The organism is Methylobacterium sp. OAE515 (genome assembly GCF_041806315.1).
In the GTDB taxonomy this organism is placed as follows: domain Bacteria; phylum Pseudomonadota; class Alphaproteobacteria; order Rhizobiales; family Beijerinckiaceae; genus Methylobacterium; species Methylobacterium tardum.
Window position 1 is genome coordinate 1,268,831 of sequence record NZ_JBGMUV010000001.1, and the last position, 13,729, is coordinate 1,282,559.

The 13,729-nt window shown below is 62.7% G+C and carries 11 protein-coding genes and 3 pseudogenes; 11 read left to right on the plus strand and 3 right to left on the minus strand.

Annotation, left to right across the window (positions count from 1 at the left end):
* Positions 1-425 precede the first annotated feature (425 nt).
* Positions 426-663: pseudogene (locus ABIE45_RS06180) on the plus strand (helix-turn-helix domain-containing protein); the annotation flags it as partial.
* A 1-nt stretch (position 664) separates the two neighbouring features.
* A pseudogene (locus tag ABIE45_RS06185) lies at positions 665-883 on the plus strand (transposase); the annotation flags it as partial.
* A gap of 138 nt (positions 884-1,021) precedes the next feature.
* Here ABIE45_RS06185 and ABIE45_RS06190 read toward each other — a convergent pair.
* Together ABIE45_RS06190 and ABIE45_RS06195 are read right to left on the minus strand one after the other, a co-directional pair.
* A complete protein-coding gene (locus ABIE45_RS06190; RefSeq protein ID WP_192711462.1) occupies positions 1,022-1,996 on the minus strand; it encodes an AraC family transcriptional regulator in 975 nt (324 codons plus the stop codon).
* Positions 1,997-2,202: 206 nt separating this feature from the next.
* The gene (locus ABIE45_RS06195; protein ID WP_192711463.1) at positions 2,203-3,099 is read right to left on the minus strand and encodes an AraC family transcriptional regulator; all 897 of its coding nucleotides are present in this window, start codon (positions 3,097-3,099) and stop codon (positions 2,203-2,205) included.
* Positions 3,100-3,403: 304 nt separating this feature from the next.
* On the opposite strand from ABIE45_RS06195, the gene ABIE45_RS06200 reads away from it, so the two are divergent.
* From ABIE45_RS06200 to ABIE45_RS06210, 3 genes are read left to right on the plus strand one after another with little or no spacing between them, the layout of a single operon-like run.
* Positions 3,404-4,687 carry an ATP-binding protein gene (locus tag ABIE45_RS06200; RefSeq protein WP_192711464.1) on the plus strand — a complete coding sequence of 428 codons (1,284 nt, stop codon included), beginning with the start codon at positions 3,404-3,406 and terminating at the stop codon, positions 4,685-4,687.
* A gap of 7 nt (positions 4,688-4,694) precedes the next feature.
* Positions 4,695-5,099, plus strand: coding sequence for a response regulator (locus tag ABIE45_RS06205; RefSeq protein WP_192711465.1), 405 nt, complete (start codon positions 4,695-4,697; stop codon positions 5,097-5,099).
* Positions 5,100-5,156: 57 nt separating this feature from the next.
* Positions 5,157-6,107, plus strand: a complete 951-nt coding sequence (locus ABIE45_RS06210; RefSeq protein ID WP_373622127.1) for an IS481 family transposase — start codon at positions 5,157-5,159, stop codon at positions 6,105-6,107.
* A 123-nt stretch (positions 6,108-6,230) separates the two neighbouring features.
* On the opposite strand, the pseudogene ABIE45_RS06215 reads toward ABIE45_RS06210, so the two are convergent.
* Positions 6,231-6,863 (minus strand): annotated as a pseudogene (locus ABIE45_RS06215) (IS3 family transposase); the annotation flags it as partial.
* A 1,065-nt stretch (positions 6,864-7,928) separates the two neighbouring features.
* On the opposite strand from ABIE45_RS06215, the gene ABIE45_RS06220 reads away from it, so the two are divergent.
* From ABIE45_RS06220 to ABIE45_RS06245, 6 genes are all read left to right on the plus strand, one after another.
* The gene (locus tag ABIE45_RS06220; protein WP_210332094.1) at positions 7,929-8,633 is read left to right on the plus strand and encodes an alpha/beta fold hydrolase; all 705 of its coding nucleotides are present in this window, start codon (positions 7,929-7,931) and stop codon (positions 8,631-8,633) included.
* A gap of 1,374 nt (positions 8,634-10,007) precedes the next feature.
* Positions 10,008-10,871: an alpha/beta fold hydrolase gene (locus ABIE45_RS06225; RefSeq protein ID WP_192711578.1), complete on the plus strand. Its 864-nt coding sequence runs from the start codon at positions 10,008-10,010 to the stop codon at positions 10,869-10,871.
* 350 nt (positions 10,872-11,221) lie between these two features.
* The gene (locus ABIE45_RS06230) at positions 11,222-11,503 is read left to right on the plus strand and encodes a hypothetical protein (protein ID WP_192711579.1); all 282 of its coding nucleotides are present in this window, start codon (positions 11,222-11,224) and stop codon (positions 11,501-11,503) included.
* A 110-nt stretch (positions 11,504-11,613) separates the two neighbouring features.
* Positions 11,614-12,543: a phosphatidylserine/phosphatidylglycerophosphate/cardiolipin synthase family protein gene (locus tag ABIE45_RS06235; RefSeq protein ID WP_373622847.1), complete on the plus strand. Its 930-nt coding sequence runs from the start codon at positions 11,614-11,616 to the stop codon at positions 12,541-12,543.
* Positions 12,521-13,123: a chromate transporter gene (locus tag ABIE45_RS06240; RefSeq protein ID WP_192711581.1), complete on the plus strand. Its 603-nt coding sequence runs from the start codon at positions 12,521-12,523 to the stop codon at positions 13,121-13,123. The genes ABIE45_RS06235 and ABIE45_RS06240 overlap by 23 nt, the downstream gene beginning before the upstream one ends.
* Positions 13,120-13,647, plus strand: coding sequence for a chromate transporter (locus tag ABIE45_RS06245; protein ID WP_192711582.1), 528 nt, complete (start codon positions 13,120-13,122; stop codon positions 13,645-13,647). Before ABIE45_RS06240 ends, ABIE45_RS06245 begins: the two co-directional genes overlap by 4 nt.
* Positions 13,648-13,729: the final 82 nt, after the last annotated feature.

Here is a 13,729-nt window from a genome sequence, read left to right on the forward strand (position 1 = left end):
GGGCTGCGGAGCACCAGGGCTTCACTATCTTCAATGCTAGAAGCCAAGGTCATCGCGTGGGCGAGGTGCCGCGTCAGTCTTGCGGCGCGTAAGGCTCGGAGCGCTCGGTGTGACCTCTTCACGAGATCCCACGAAGTGGATTATTGCCGTGCCGCCATCTAGGGGCTCTTGCAGAAAATTCTTGTGTCAGCCTTGTACAAACGCACGCTCGATTGGACGTTCCGAGCTTAATTCATACGGATTGTCTGTACGACGGTCCCGGCTGGACCTATGGGGTTGGGGCGCGGCGACCCGGCCTCGCCGACCTGGAAGCCCATTCCGTCTGAGGCCGGGCGCTCTCATCACAGGCCCCTGCGCTAGAGCGAGGCTCGTCCGATCGGAAGCTGTGCTGGGTGGCTGGGGGTTGATGGGGCGAGGAGGCGCTCATGCGGACGACCTTGTCCGTCGATCTGCGCCAGCGCGTGGCATCCGCGGTCTCAGCCGGAGCGACCTGCCGGCAGGCCGCCGAGCGCTTCGGCGTGAGCCGGGTTAGCGCCAGCCGCTGGTCGCAGCAGAAGCGGCGCGTGGGCCACGTCGCGCCCAAGCCGCTGGGCGGCGACCAGCGCTCCCGTCACATTGAGGCTCATGCCGAGCTTATCCGGCAGACCTACCAAGCTCGCCCGCTGACCTACGCAGAAGCGGCATCATGTCGATCATCCCGGGCAAGCGAGGCCGCAAGAGAGGGATCCGTCACGACAAGCGGCGCTACCGGGAGCGCTGGCGCATTGAGGCGACGTTCAACCGCCTCAAGGACTTCCGCCGCATCGCCACCCGGTACGACAAGCTCGCCCGCAACTACGCCTCAGCCGTCGCCCTGGCTGCCGTCATCGCCTTCTGGTGCTGATCGAGTCCGAACCCTAGGTCGAGGTCGGTTATGGCCGTGGCTCGCGTCCGACGCGAGCCACGGGTTAGAGCACCTCGAGCTTTTTCGGTGCCGGCAATTTCTCGACACAACAGTCCGGCGTGAGCTCCGCCCTCAGATTTAGCCGCGATCTTCCGGATCGAGTAGTCGGCGCCAACGGCCGGGGCTGACTTGTTCCGCACGAGTAAAGATTCTCGTGAAATGACTCTGATCGGAGAAGCCGCAAGCCAATGCGATCTCTGCGAGGGAAAGGTCCGACTGTCGCATCAGCTGCTTCGCAACCTTGATACGCTCCTTGATTAGCCAAGCCCGCGGCGACGATCCAACTGAGCTGCGGAAGACACGTGCGAAGTGTCCGGTGGACAGGCCGCAATCTTGTGCCATCGTCTGCAGGCTCAACGACTTGGCCGGTTCGGATTCAACGCGTTGCTGAAGGCGGCGAAGTTGCCAAGGGGCAAGACCGCCACGCTTGCGTTCGCCTGCGCTGGAACTCAGTGCGTAGGTGCCAAAAACGTGGGCTGCGAGCGCCCGAGCCAATTGACGGCGAACAAGTGTGGAGTAACGATCCGAACGGCCTATGGTGGAAGCAGCCATCAGGATCATGTTGCGGGCCGCCTTGTCCAGCAGTGGCCTGTCAAAGCGATCCCTGAAAGCATCGAGCAGGTCGAGGCCGAGCTGGTCCTTCCCGCCGGAGATCTCCTCGAAGACGGAATGGCTTAAAGCAATGTGGATGGCGCCTGCGCAAGGCCGGAACGCGGACGCGCGCATATCGATCAGCCTTATCTCGTCTTCCGCGAATTTGTGGGCCGCGTATACCTCGCCCAACACGTCGAAGGACATGCTTGGGGCAGCCTGGATCAGGATCGCATTACACCGCCCGAACGGAACCGGACAATCGCGATTTGCCGGACTTATCCAGAAAGCGATGCCGTCCGACCAATCCTCGAACGCGACGGATGGCAAAGCGCGTTTCGCCAGATGCTCCCGCCCGACCGAGCCGCACAGTCCGTGCATATCTGGCGGCAGCGAATTTTTGCCGTCGCAAAAAGCAGGTACTCGGAACTCCATGGCGTTCATCGGCATCGCCACCGTCATGATCTTCCCTGTTGACTAGAAGGGCACGGTACATGCGGCCACAAGCGACGTATTGCGCGATGTTGCTCACCTATTGCGTCAGGTTGCTCAGGAGAAAGCGAAGCTGTCGATTAAACGATACACTGGAGGAATTCTAAAGGAATGCGGCTTCCCGAGCGCATCATTGGACTGCGGCTCTCTGTGGCATTATCCTACCGAACGGGTGGTTAGCTGACCATCTGCCGGTATGATCCTGGAGTGCATCCGAGCGCCTTCTTGAAAGCATTGCTGAAAGCGGACTGGTTAGAGAAGCCTGACAACAACGCGACATCTGCCAGAGAATGCTTCCGATCCGCCAAGAGCTTGCGTGCGTGATTCAGGCGTACCTCGCTGATTAAACCGTGAGGGGTCTTCCCTGTAGCTCGCTTGAACGAACGAGCGAAATGAAATGGACTGAGACAGCAAATATCGGCAAGCTCCGAAATTGTGATGTCAAGATGCGGATTCTCGCGGATGTAGTCAACGGCACGCTGGATGCGTTCCGGACACTCGACACGTTCTACCTTCGCGCTAATTGCGCTGGGTCCGGATTGTCCGTGAGCATGGGCAATTCTTGCTGTGAGTGCGAGGGCGGCGCTCTCAACCAGCATACGTCCGCCGGAAGACTCCTGCAGCAATTCAGTGAGGATCGTCATACCGAGTTGCTTAATAAGCGGGTCGTCGACGTCGGCGAGATATCGTACGTTGTCGGCACGAATGCGGCTGTCACCATATAGTTCATTCAGCGTCCCGAAGCGGTCGGCCGGCAGGTAGATGTGCAGGATGTCTGTCAGTGGTGCGGAGATGTTGGTGTCATCCTCTCCCACACCGACCGGGCACAGCCACACCGTGCCAGCTTCGACCGCGGTCGTCTGTCGCAGCCCCGCGCCCTTGCGGCTAACGTGGGCGCCAGCGCACCGGCGCGTTGCCAGCGTTATCTCCAGCTGAGTCGGGACTAGGGCAGGGAGGTTACCCGCAGGGTGCGACCGTAGCTCGGCCGCTATCCCTTGCCACCCGCGGTTGCGGGATGTGGCGTGAAGGCCTGCGTTCGGGAACTTGAGTGTGCCGTGCTGGTGTAGGTCCATGCACGCATCATTCAATCTATGCGCAAGCTAGGCTATTATACAGGCGTATCGCGGAGCCCCCGATCCCCTCCCGCATCCTCGCGGTACGAATGCTCGCTCGGCAACCGATATGCGACAGGTTTTTTCACGATGGCCAAGCCTGCCGCATTCCGCCCCAGAAGACCCCGCGAGTGCCCAGTGCCTACCGGCTTGGATGCTATCGAAGCCGACCCGCCGAGGACTCAATGGTCTTCGGAGCCTCGGAGGTGCGGCGCTCCTCGTCCTCCTTCCAGCAGGCACAGCATTCCTCGCGGGACGCGACGCCGTGCTCGATGTTAACGGCAGGCCCTTTGTCGGCATCCTCGCGCTTCTGATCGCTTCAGTCGCGACGCTCGCGGCCTACAGTGCATTGCGATCCCTCCGGGCGGCCGAAGAAGGCTTTCGTGCGATCTACGACCGCGCGGGCATCGCAATCTGGCGTGAGGACTGGACAGTTGTCGGCGAGGCGATCAGGCTCCTCCGGAGCAACGGCGTTGTGGACTTGGAAAGCCACTTCGCGAACCGGCCGGAGGAGCTTCGCGCCTTACGTTCGCAGGTGCAGATCAAAGATGTGAATGCCTTCTCGCTGGAGGAAACTGGAGCCCCCGACAAGAGCGCATATCTCGGTTCACTCGACCGGCTCTTGCCGGATACGGATCAGACCTTCGCGCAGTGGCTTGTGGCGTTCGGGCGCGGCGACCGGCATTTCCGTTCAATGGCGCATATCACGTGTCCAGACGGACGCGAGCTCGACGTGCTTTTCACGGCGGCGTTGCCGACAGACTTCGTCGGGTTCTCCGACATCATCGTGATCTCCCTCGATGTCACTGGCTTCATACGCTCTCAGGCACGGCTGGCCGCGGCCGACACTGAGCTTGCGCGCACTGTCCGGATCAGCACCGTCGGGGCTCTTGGAGCTTCAATTGCCCATGAGGTGAACTCGCCGTTGGCGGCGATACTCGCCAACGCACAAGCCGGACTTCGCTGGCTTCGGCGTCCCGTCCCAGAGCTCGAGGAAGCCACAGCAGCATTGGACGATATCGTCGCGGACGCAACGCGTGCCCGCGATGTCGTCGCGCGTACACGCTCATTCTTGAGCAACGCTCCTAGGCGATTGCAGCCTGTCGACATTGTGCAGGCAGCGCGCGAGGCTAATCTACTGATAGAGAGCGAACTCCGGAGGCACGGGGCCTCCGTCCACCTCTCCCCGGAGGAGAATCTCCCTCTTCTCCGGGCGGACCGGATCGAGATCCAGCAGGTGTTCGTGAACCTGCTTGTCAATGCCGCGCAGGCCATGTCGAAGCAGGCCGGCCGACGGGATATCACAATCTCGTTTCGCCGGACCGAAGAGTCCCTCACCGTCTCGGTAACGGATACCGGTCCCGGCATACCGCCGGATCGGCGGCGCAGGATCTTCGAGGCGTTCCATTCGGACAAGCTTGGCGGCATGGGACTCGGGCTTGCGATCTGCCGCAATCTCATCGACGGCCACGGAGGAGATATCTGGGCCGAGGCGGCGCCAACAGGTGGCGCGGCGTTCCATTTTCGTTTGCCGATCTTGCAGGGCTGAGACAGCGATGGGTGTTCCTGTCATCGCCATCGTGGATGACGATGCCTCCGTGCGTTCGGCGCTCGAACGCCTCACGCGCGCCCTCGGTTACGAGGCGAGGCTGTTCGAGGGCGGACGGGCGTTCCTGGATGCCTTGGCAGGCAACGGGATCGCGATGGTCATCACTGACGTACAGATGCCGCACTTAAACGGTCTCGAACTGCTCCGTCTTCTTTCTGAGCACAAGCCGGATCTGCCTGTCCTGGTCATGACCGCCTACCCAAGCGAGGCGATGGAGGGGCGCGCCCTTGCGCTCGGCGCACTGGCTTGCTTGGCGAAGCCGTTCGGGGCCGATCAGCTTGAAGGCTGGCTGCATCAATTGTTTAGCGACGGGCACAACCAAAATGCAGGATTTACTCAGGGCCGGACTTAGGTGTTTGATCCCGCGGTGTGGTGGTACGGTTGACCACCATGCTGCGAGGGATGCGCTATGGGCCAGGTTCTTCATGGAAGCGCCACCACGACGGAGGCAGTCCGTCGCGCGATCCAGCTACGTGAAGAGAGCGTAAGAGCGCTGGCCAAGCGCTACGGCGTCAGCCCGACGACGGTGCAGAAGTGGCGCAAACGGACGAGCACAGCGGATGCCCGGATGGGCCCCAAGGAACCGCGCTCCACCGTGCTCACCGTCGAGGAGGAAGCGATCATTGTCGCCTTCCGCCGGCATACCCTGCTGCCGCTTGACGACTGCCTCTATGGCTTGCAGCCGACGATCCCGCACCTGACGCGATCCTCGCTGCATCGCTGCCTGGAACGGCACTGCATCAGCCGACTACCCGAGATCGAAGGCGACAAACCCAAGAAGCAGCGCTTTGCGACCTACGCCATTGGCTACGTCCACATCGACATCGCCGAGGTGAGCACGGCCGAAGGTAAGCTCAGGCTGTTCGTAGCCATCGATCGAACCAGCAAATTTGCCTTCGTGCGGCTCGTGGAGAGCGCCGGCAAGATGGAGGCCGCCCAGTTTCTGCGCGACTTCATTGAGGCGGTGCCTTACCGCATCCACACCGTGCTCACAGATAACGGCGTTCAGTTCACATCACGTCGACAGGACATCTACGATAGTAAGCACATCTTCGACCGCGTCTGCGACGAGCACAACATCGAGCATCGGCTGACCAAGGTGAACCATCCTTGGACCAACGGGCAGGTCGAGCGGATGAACCGCACCATCAAGGATGCGACGGTCAAGCGCTACCACTACGACAGCCACGACCAGCTTCGAACGCATCTGCACCTGTTCGTCGATGCCTACAATCACGCTCGTCGGCTCAAGACCCTGCGCGGCCTGACACCCACCGAGTTCATCCTGAACGCCTGGACGAAAGAGCCCAATCGCTTCAGGATCGACCCGTCACACCTCATCCCGGGACCATACACTTAGGTTCTGTCGTCGCCTAAACCATTTTGTAGAGCGCACATTTTGTCTGTCATACCCGAAGAGGTACGATGCTAAGCGACAGGCAATTGAACCGCCCCGAGTTTCCCGGAGGCCGTTTGATTTAGCTCAAGCGGCCAAGGCTTGCGCCTCGGCTTGAGCAAAGTAGCGCGCCTCAGCCTCGGCGGGAGGCACGTTGCCGATCGGTCCGAGCAGGCGGCGGGTATTGAACCAATCGACCCATTCGAGGGTGGCGAACTCGACTGCCTCGAAGGATGGCCACGGCCCACGGGGATGGATCACTTCGGCTTTGAACAGACCGTTGATCGTCGCGGCCATGGCGTTGTCGTAAGCGTCCCCAATGCTGCCGACTGAGGGCTCGACCCCCGCCTCCGTCAGCCGTCCCGTGTAGCGCAGAGCGAGGTATTACGCGCCCCTGTCGCTATGGTGCACAAGCCCTCCGCCCCAGAGAGGACGACGTTCGTGCAGAGCCTGCTCAAGAGCATCGAGCACGAAGGCGGCGTGAGCCGTGCGGGAGACCCGCCAACCGACGGTGCGCCGGGCGTAGGCGTCGATCACGAACGCGACGTAGATGAAGCCGGCCCAGGTCGCGACTTAGGTGAGGTCGCTGACCCACAAGGCGTTGGGGCGCGGCGCCTTGAACTGGCGGTTCACCCGGTCGAGCGGGCAGGCCGCGGCCGGGTCCGGGATGGTGGTGCGAACCTTCTTGCCACGCACGATGCCCTGCAGCCCCATGATCCGGGGACGTTCCTCGGCATCCATCGAGGAACGCGCCGACGTTCGGGTTTAGCCAAAGGCGGCAGCGTTTAGAGCGCCCTACTTGCGCGGCAGGTCGTTCGCTGGGCCCCCGGCGTGGCTGCCGGAATATCGATATGCTTGACTCCTGACCGGACGCGCGACGGGCCTCGGTTTGCCGGCGGGAATGAGATCGTCGGCCGGCCCTCCCGCATGGCTTCCAGAATAGCGATACGCTCTATCCCTGACGGTCCGCACGACCGGGCGCGGCTTGCCAGTGCGGATGAGGTCGTCTGCAGGTCCTCCTGCGTGCGGACCGGAGTACCGATAGGCGGGGCTGGGGGTCTGGGCACTTGCGGTTGATGCGGACAAAGTCGCAGCAAGGATTATAAAGACCATTTTGTTCATTGCTTGTCGACCCTTTTTAAGTATCAGCCTTGGCATTTACTGAGTAGCACGATCCCTTGTTCTGCCAACTTCAAAGGGCGAACGGGCAGGCGCGCGCTGCTCCTGCCGCATCAGCGTCACCTTTCGCCTGCGCTGCGGGATGCGGGAGCCCGCATCGCGAGCGGAATCGTTGCGGGCGGCGGCTGGCTGCTCTCGGGCGGCCTGTCGAGCCGTGGCCCGACGATCCCGCGGCTGGACGGCTCGCAGGTCCTGATGCCTGGGGTGGCACTCAGCGAGTTGCCACTAGATCGAATGCGTGCTCCGTCTGTCCGCCGATGACAATTCGGCACGCCTGACACAGCTTTCTCTCAAGTTTTTAGACATCTTATCCAAACCGGTCCTGGTGGCCCCTTGAGCTGCCTCTCACAGATGACAGCAGCGCGCCGGCCGATCTTGTCGGATCTTGTCGTCTTTTGAAGCTGCGTGACGCATACTCGGGTTTTCTATCGCAGAAAAGTTCCTTCTCGGAAGACATGGTTGGATGCCGCCACGCATTGGGCGCGTTTAAGCATCATGGATCCAGAGGTTGGATTCGTCCAAATTCACTCTCGTTCCGACAAGATCGATCGCGGTAACGATCTGAGGATGCCGGCCACTCATTCGTTGAACCGGAAGCCCACGACTATGACAATATCCCCGCACTCTGGTCCGACTGTGGTCCTCGTCCATGGAGCATGGGCCGACGGCTCAAGCTGGCGTCGCGTTATCCCGTTGCTGCTGAGGCGTGGCATCTCGGTCGTCGCCGTCCAGAATCCAACGACGTCGCTCGCCGACGATGTCGCCGTCACTCGGCGCATGCTCGAAACCGTCGATGGGCCGATCGTGCTGGTCGGCCATAGCTGGGGTGGCGCGGTTATCACCGAAGCCGGAAATGATCCGAAGGTGAAAGCTCTCGTCTATGTTGCGGCTTTCGCGCCAAAGGCCGGCGAGACCGTCGGCGACCTCGTCAACGCGCACGCTGCGCCTCCTGCGCTCGCCTGTGTCGGCGACGACGGGAACGGTTTTCTCCGCATAAGCACGGAAGGGTGGGTCTACGACGTCGGGCAGGACCTACCCGAGGACGAGACGCGCGTCCTCGCAGTGCTTCAGCCACCGTTGGCGGCGAGCACGTTCAAGGACAAGATCACGAAGGCCGCGTGGGAAGCGCGTCCGAGTTGGTACGTCGTCTCGACGGAAGATCGCGTCGTGAGCGTCGAACTGGAGCGGAAATTCGCGGCGGCGATGCAGGCGAAGACCACCGAATTGAAGGCGAGTCACCTTTCGCTGCTCTCGATGCCGGAGGCGGTTGCGGACGTCATCATCGACGCGGTCCAGGCTGTGGCCGGCTGAGATCTGTCGTCGTCAGGCGTCGTAGGGCGCAACATCGTCGGAGCCCGTTCGCGGGAGGCGTCGACGCCCGACGGGATCGCTGACGTCGGTCGTCGGCGATACCCGCCCGCTCGGGCACTGTCCCTGGGCACCGCCGCGGTCCCAAAACGAACCACGGCCCAAATCTTGGAAATTGCTCGACGGTTTCCGAATGGACCTTGGGGTGTCACAAGGAGAGCGCCCAAACATCTGGTCGTTAATTGGATCTATCGGTCGAGGATTAGCGGTCATTGCTAGGCTCTTAAATTTTGATTGGAACAGGTCAGTCGATTTAGCGCGAGGTCGTTGTGATTACAGGACAGGCTATGGAAATTCGCTCGCGCATGTCGACTTGGCATCGCAGATCGAAGCTGTCGTGTGCTGTCGGCATCGGCCTCCTCTGCGGTGGAGTGGCGCTCGCGCAGCCCGACCAGACCGGTACGGGCGGCGGCCCGCTCTCGACCGAGACGGCCCCATATACGACTTCGACCGGACGGACTAAGCCGCCGAGCCGCGACGCAAGTCCCACCGCGAGAGACCTTCCCGTCAAGCGGTCGAAAGATGACGTCGACATGGACAAAATCGATATGAGCATCTGCATTGGATGCCTCCCGAAACGTTAGATGCTCGCGTCTCCGTTCGCGTTTGCCTCCGATCACGGGAAGGGCCGCTCTTGGATCTCTCAGGATCGCGCGAGTGGTTCCAGCGTCCCACGGCGGTCCCGGCCTTGAAAAGCGCCGACGCCCGCTTGATCGCCGCAAGTTCGTTCCGTCCACATCTCCGAGCAGTCGCGGCATGAAACCAATTCGAGCGAATTGAGGAATGTACACATGAGGTTGCTTGCCATTGTCGTTCTTCTCTTGTTCGCCGGTGCGTACGGAGGCTTGGCGCAGGTCTCGTCGGGGAGCCCGGTTAGGCGCGACTCGATACAAGGGGATCCGACGGATCAGAGCGTCGAGTTCCGCTTGCCGTCTGCGGTTGCGCCGAACCGTACCGATGGAGTCGTCGGTTTCGACGGCCCTCCGCCCTCAGTGAGCGGCGACGTCATCGGTCGCGGCGTGCTTCCGCCTGGATCTCCGGCCGACAGCGACGACTATTGAGGTACGGACCCGGCGTCCGCGTCGAGGAAGGGCGGGCGCGACACTTGTCAAGTCTGCGCCACTTAACGTCATTCGGACGTCCGGGAGAACGGCGCCTACCGGAGAGGCGCCCCGCTCGCCGGAAGCGCATCCTCGGATGCGTGGGCGTCCGCACGTCGAATCAGCCGCCTAGAGAGATCGCCGCATCGTTCCCCGTGTCTGGCGGGCTTGCGGTCATCGTATCCAAAGACGAACGAACCCAAGCGAAAGGTTAGTAATGGTCGCGATTCGCCGCCACACGGTCCACGCGAACGGCATCCGCCAACATTACCTTGAAGCCGGTTCGGGGCCGCCCGTGGTGCTCCTGCACGGCTTTCCCGAAACGAACTACGCTTGGCGACATCAGATCCCGGTGCTCGCCGAGCACTTCCGCGTGGTGGCGCCGGACCTGCGGGGCTACGGCGAGACCGACAAGCCGGCGAGCGGCTACGACAAGCGTACGATGGCTCTCGACCTTCTGGAGTTGTTGAAGTCGCTTGGAATCGGCCGCATCGCGCTCGTCGGCCACGACCGCGGCGCCCGCGTCGCTACACGCTTCGCCAAGGATCACCCGAACCTACTCGACCGTCTTGTAGTGATGGACAACGTGCCGACGCGCATCGTTGCGCGTAGCATGAACGCACAGATTGCCAAGGCCTATTGGTTCTTCATGTTCCATCTTGTGCCCGACTTGCCGGAGGCACTCATCGCTGGGCGGGAAGACATCTGGCTGCGTCACTTCTTCTCGGACTGGTGTTTCGACCCGTCCACGATCTCAGGCGCGGACCTCGAGGCCTACGTTGCGGCCTACCGGGCACCGGGTGCGGTACGCGGCGCGATGGCAGACTACCGGGCGAACGCCGAGGACAACGCGCAGGATCTGGTCGACGCGGATGTGAAGATCGCCTGCCCCGTCCTAGCTCTCTGGGGTGCGGATTTTGGGGCGGTGGGCAAGATGTTCGACATGGCATCTGTCTGGGCCGAGATGGCCGACGATCTTCGCACTGCCGCGATCCCGTCTTGCGGACACCTTCCACACGAGGAGCGCCCGGAGGAGGTGAACAGCCTTCTGCTCGATTTCCTCAACGGGTGGCACGGATAACTCCTAAATTCTCTCAATTGTCGCCTGCTGCCGGCACGGCCGCCGAGTCCGGCAAAAATCCACGCTTTTTGACCGCCGTTTTCGGCAAAGTTTGGCGACATCCGCTGGAGGCTTCAGCATGTTAATCGGCCATCAGCGCCGCGCTCCGCCTGCCCGTTCCTCGTCATTGTCCTGCAGGAGGCGGCGGCCGGGCTGGCCCATATTTTGGTCCGCCCAGACATCGTGTTTGAGGCTATTGCCTGTCACGGTGCTCGAGGCGCAGGTGGGTCGATGTATCGGGCGACCGAGCCAGTGCCGGCAGGCTCGGGAAGGCCGCGCACCGTGACAACGAGAGGGAAGGGCGGTCTAACATGAGGCTTCTGGCTATTGGCACCCTCGTGGCCTTCGCGGCCGCTCCCGACGCGTTCGCTCAGGGGCAGGATGTTCCGATCCGACGCGATCTCAGACGCATGGAACGTCTCGACCGGCGTCTCGACCGGGACGGTCAGCCAGCAATCGATCCGAACGTGACGCCGGACAACCCGGACGGCGTCGTCGGCTGGGATGGACCGCCCTTCAACTACGGTGATCCTGGCGTCATCGACGATGGCCCACTACCGCCTGGGTCGCCGGCGGACATCGACGAGGATTGATCCCGCCGCTCCGAGAACATCTCCAGGCCCATAGAATGCAAGACACAACGAGGGTCGGCGCACCCAACCTCATCGTCCAACCGGACCACGGAGTCGGACCGGTGGTCGCGATGCTGCGGAGCGCCGCGCGCGAGATCCTGCTCAAGCAGTTCACCTTCGACCATCCCATCCTGCTCGACGAGGTCATCGCGCGGCATGCGGATGGCGTCGCGGTTCGCGTCCTGCTGAATGCGGCCAAGGTCACTGGCGAGCGGATCAACGACGCGACCTTCGCCAGGTTCGAGGCGGCGGGCGTGCCGGTGCGATGGACACCTCCGCACTTCCTCGTCACCCATGAAAAGTCGCTGGTGGTCGACGGCGCCCGCGCCATGATCGCGACCTTCAACTTCATGGAAAAGTACTTCAGCAAGACGCGAGACTACGGAGTGGTCCTTTCCGACCCTGGCCAGGTCGCCGGCATCCGGGCCTGCTTCGAGGGCGACTGGAGCGGCGAGACTTATGTGCCCGACCGAGGTGGCGAGCTGTCGTGGAGCCCCGGCAACGCCCGTGCCGTCCTGTGCGACATGCTCGACGGCGCGGAGCGCAGCATCGACCTCGCGCATCCGAAGTTCGCCGAGCCGGTGATCTTCGAGCGGATCCACGCCGCCCTCAGACGGGGCGTCCGCGTCCGCCTCCTCTGCGGCGGCAAGCACGGCCTTCACCAGCCGGACCTGATGTACTCCTTCGCCCTATGGCGGCTGTTCCGGGAGGCTGGCGGCCGACTTCACAAGCAGCGCGGGCTTCGCAGCCACGGAAAAGTCGTGATCGTCGACGGAGACCGCGTCTTTCTCGGATCACAAAACTTCGACCAGCCCGCCTTCGATTTGCGGCGCGAGCTGGGCTTGATCGTGCGGGACCCTGCAGTGGTGCACGGAATAGCCGCCGTGTTCGAGGCGGACTGGAGGAGCTCGCGCAAGTATGAGCCGCCCTATCCGATCTCGCCGCCCGACCATATGGAGAGCACGGAGTTCAAGTCGGATGCCGACCTGCAGCACAGCTGAAGGCCGTGCGGGCCAGATTCCCGCCCCGTCGCTCCGCGAGCTCTTCCTGTTATTCAATCAGCTGACGCTGGTCAGTTTCGGGGGAGGCCTCACAGCCTGGGCGCGAAAGTTGATCGTCGAGGAGAAGGGCTGGCTCGACGACACCGAGTTCCTGAGCGCCTACGCGCTCGCCCGGGTTCTTCCGGGCGCCAACCAGGCCAACTTCGCGATATATGTCGGACATCGCTTCCGTGGCGTGCCCGGCGCCACCGCCGCGCTCCTCGGCCTCACCCTCGTGCCGTTCGGTATCGTCGTGGGTTTCGCCTGGATGTACTTCGACACAGGCACGTCGCCGGCGGTTCAGGACGTCCTTCGCGGGGTCACCGCGGCTGCGGTCGGCCTTGCACTGGCGGCGGGGCTGAAGGCCGGGGATGGCTTCGCACGCCGGCCGACCGGCCTCGCCTTCATTGCCTTGGCGTTCGCCGGTTCACTCCTGCTGCACTTGCCCTTGCCCGCGGTCCTGGCAATCCTCGGGCCGCCGGCCTTCCTGTTGGCGTGGCGCAATGTGCACCGGCGCGACAGGGACAGGATCGGGCCATGAAACTCACCGACCTCGTCGCACTCGCGAGCTTCTTCAGCACGTTGTCGATCCTGTCGATCGGCGGCAGCAACAGCGTCGTGCCGGAGATGGCCCGCCACGCCGTACGCGAGCAGCATTGGCTGACAAGCAATGCCTTCGCCGACGTCTTCGCGATCTCGCAGGCCGCCCCGGGGCCGAGCAACCTAATCGTCGCGATGATCGGCTACAAGGTCGCCGGGATCGCAGGCGCGGTGGTCGCGCAGGCTGCCATGATGGTTCCGGCCGGGCTGCTGATGATCCTGGTCGCACGGGTCTGGCAGCGGACATCGGCCAGCGGCTGGCACATTGCTCTGGAGCGCGCGCTCGGTCCGATCGCGGTCGGCCTTATCCTGGCGAGCGGCTGCATCATCGCCGAGAACGCCGGCTTCTCGTATCGCGGCTACGCTGCGGTCAGCCTGTGCACGCTTCTGTTCTGGCGCACGAAGCTTAATCCGCTCCCTGTTCTCGCGGGCGCAGGTTTTCTTGGCTGGACCGGTTTGATCTGATGCCAATCCTCCGGAATTGAGGTTTGCTCCTTGTGCATATTCGTCCTGCCATCGCGCCCAATGTGCTGTGAACGAGTCGCGA

Bases quoted from the DNA above. Each gene is read 5' to 3' on its own strand.
- ABIE45_RS06190 (WP_192711462.1), bottom strand. From the start codon at position 1,996: ATGACGGTGGCGATGCCGATGAACGCCATGGAGTTCCGAGTACCTGCT.
- ABIE45_RS06195 (WP_192711463.1), bottom strand. From the start codon at position 3,099: ATGGACCTACACCAGCACGGCACACTCAAGTTCCCGAACGCAGGCCTT.
- ABIE45_RS06205 (WP_192711465.1), top strand. From the start codon at position 4,695: ATGGGTGTTCCTGTCATCGCCATCGTGGATGACGATGCCTCCGTGCGT.
- ABIE45_RS06210 (WP_373622127.1), top strand. From the start codon at position 5,157: ATGGGCCAGGTTCTTCATGGAAGCGCCACCACGACGGAGGCAGTCCGT.
- ABIE45_RS06220 (WP_210332094.1), top strand. From the start codon at position 7,929: ATGACAATATCCCCGCACTCTGGTCCGACTGTGGTCCTCGTCCATGGA.
- ABIE45_RS06225 (WP_192711578.1), top strand. From the start codon at position 10,008: ATGGTCGCGATTCGCCGCCACACGGTCCACGCGAACGGCATCCGCCAA.
- ABIE45_RS06230 (WP_192711579.1), top strand. From the start codon at position 11,222: ATGAGGCTTCTGGCTATTGGCACCCTCGTGGCCTTCGCGGCCGCTCCC.
- ABIE45_RS06235 (WP_373622847.1), top strand. From the start codon at position 11,614: ATGCTGCGGAGCGCCGCGCGCGAGATCCTGCTCAAGCAGTTCACCTTC.
- ABIE45_RS06240 (WP_192711581.1), top strand. From the start codon at position 12,521: ATGCCGACCTGCAGCACAGCTGAAGGCCGTGCGGGCCAGATTCCCGCC.
- ABIE45_RS06245 (WP_192711582.1), top strand. From the start codon at position 13,120: ATGAAACTCACCGACCTCGTCGCACTCGCGAGCTTCTTCAGCACGTTG.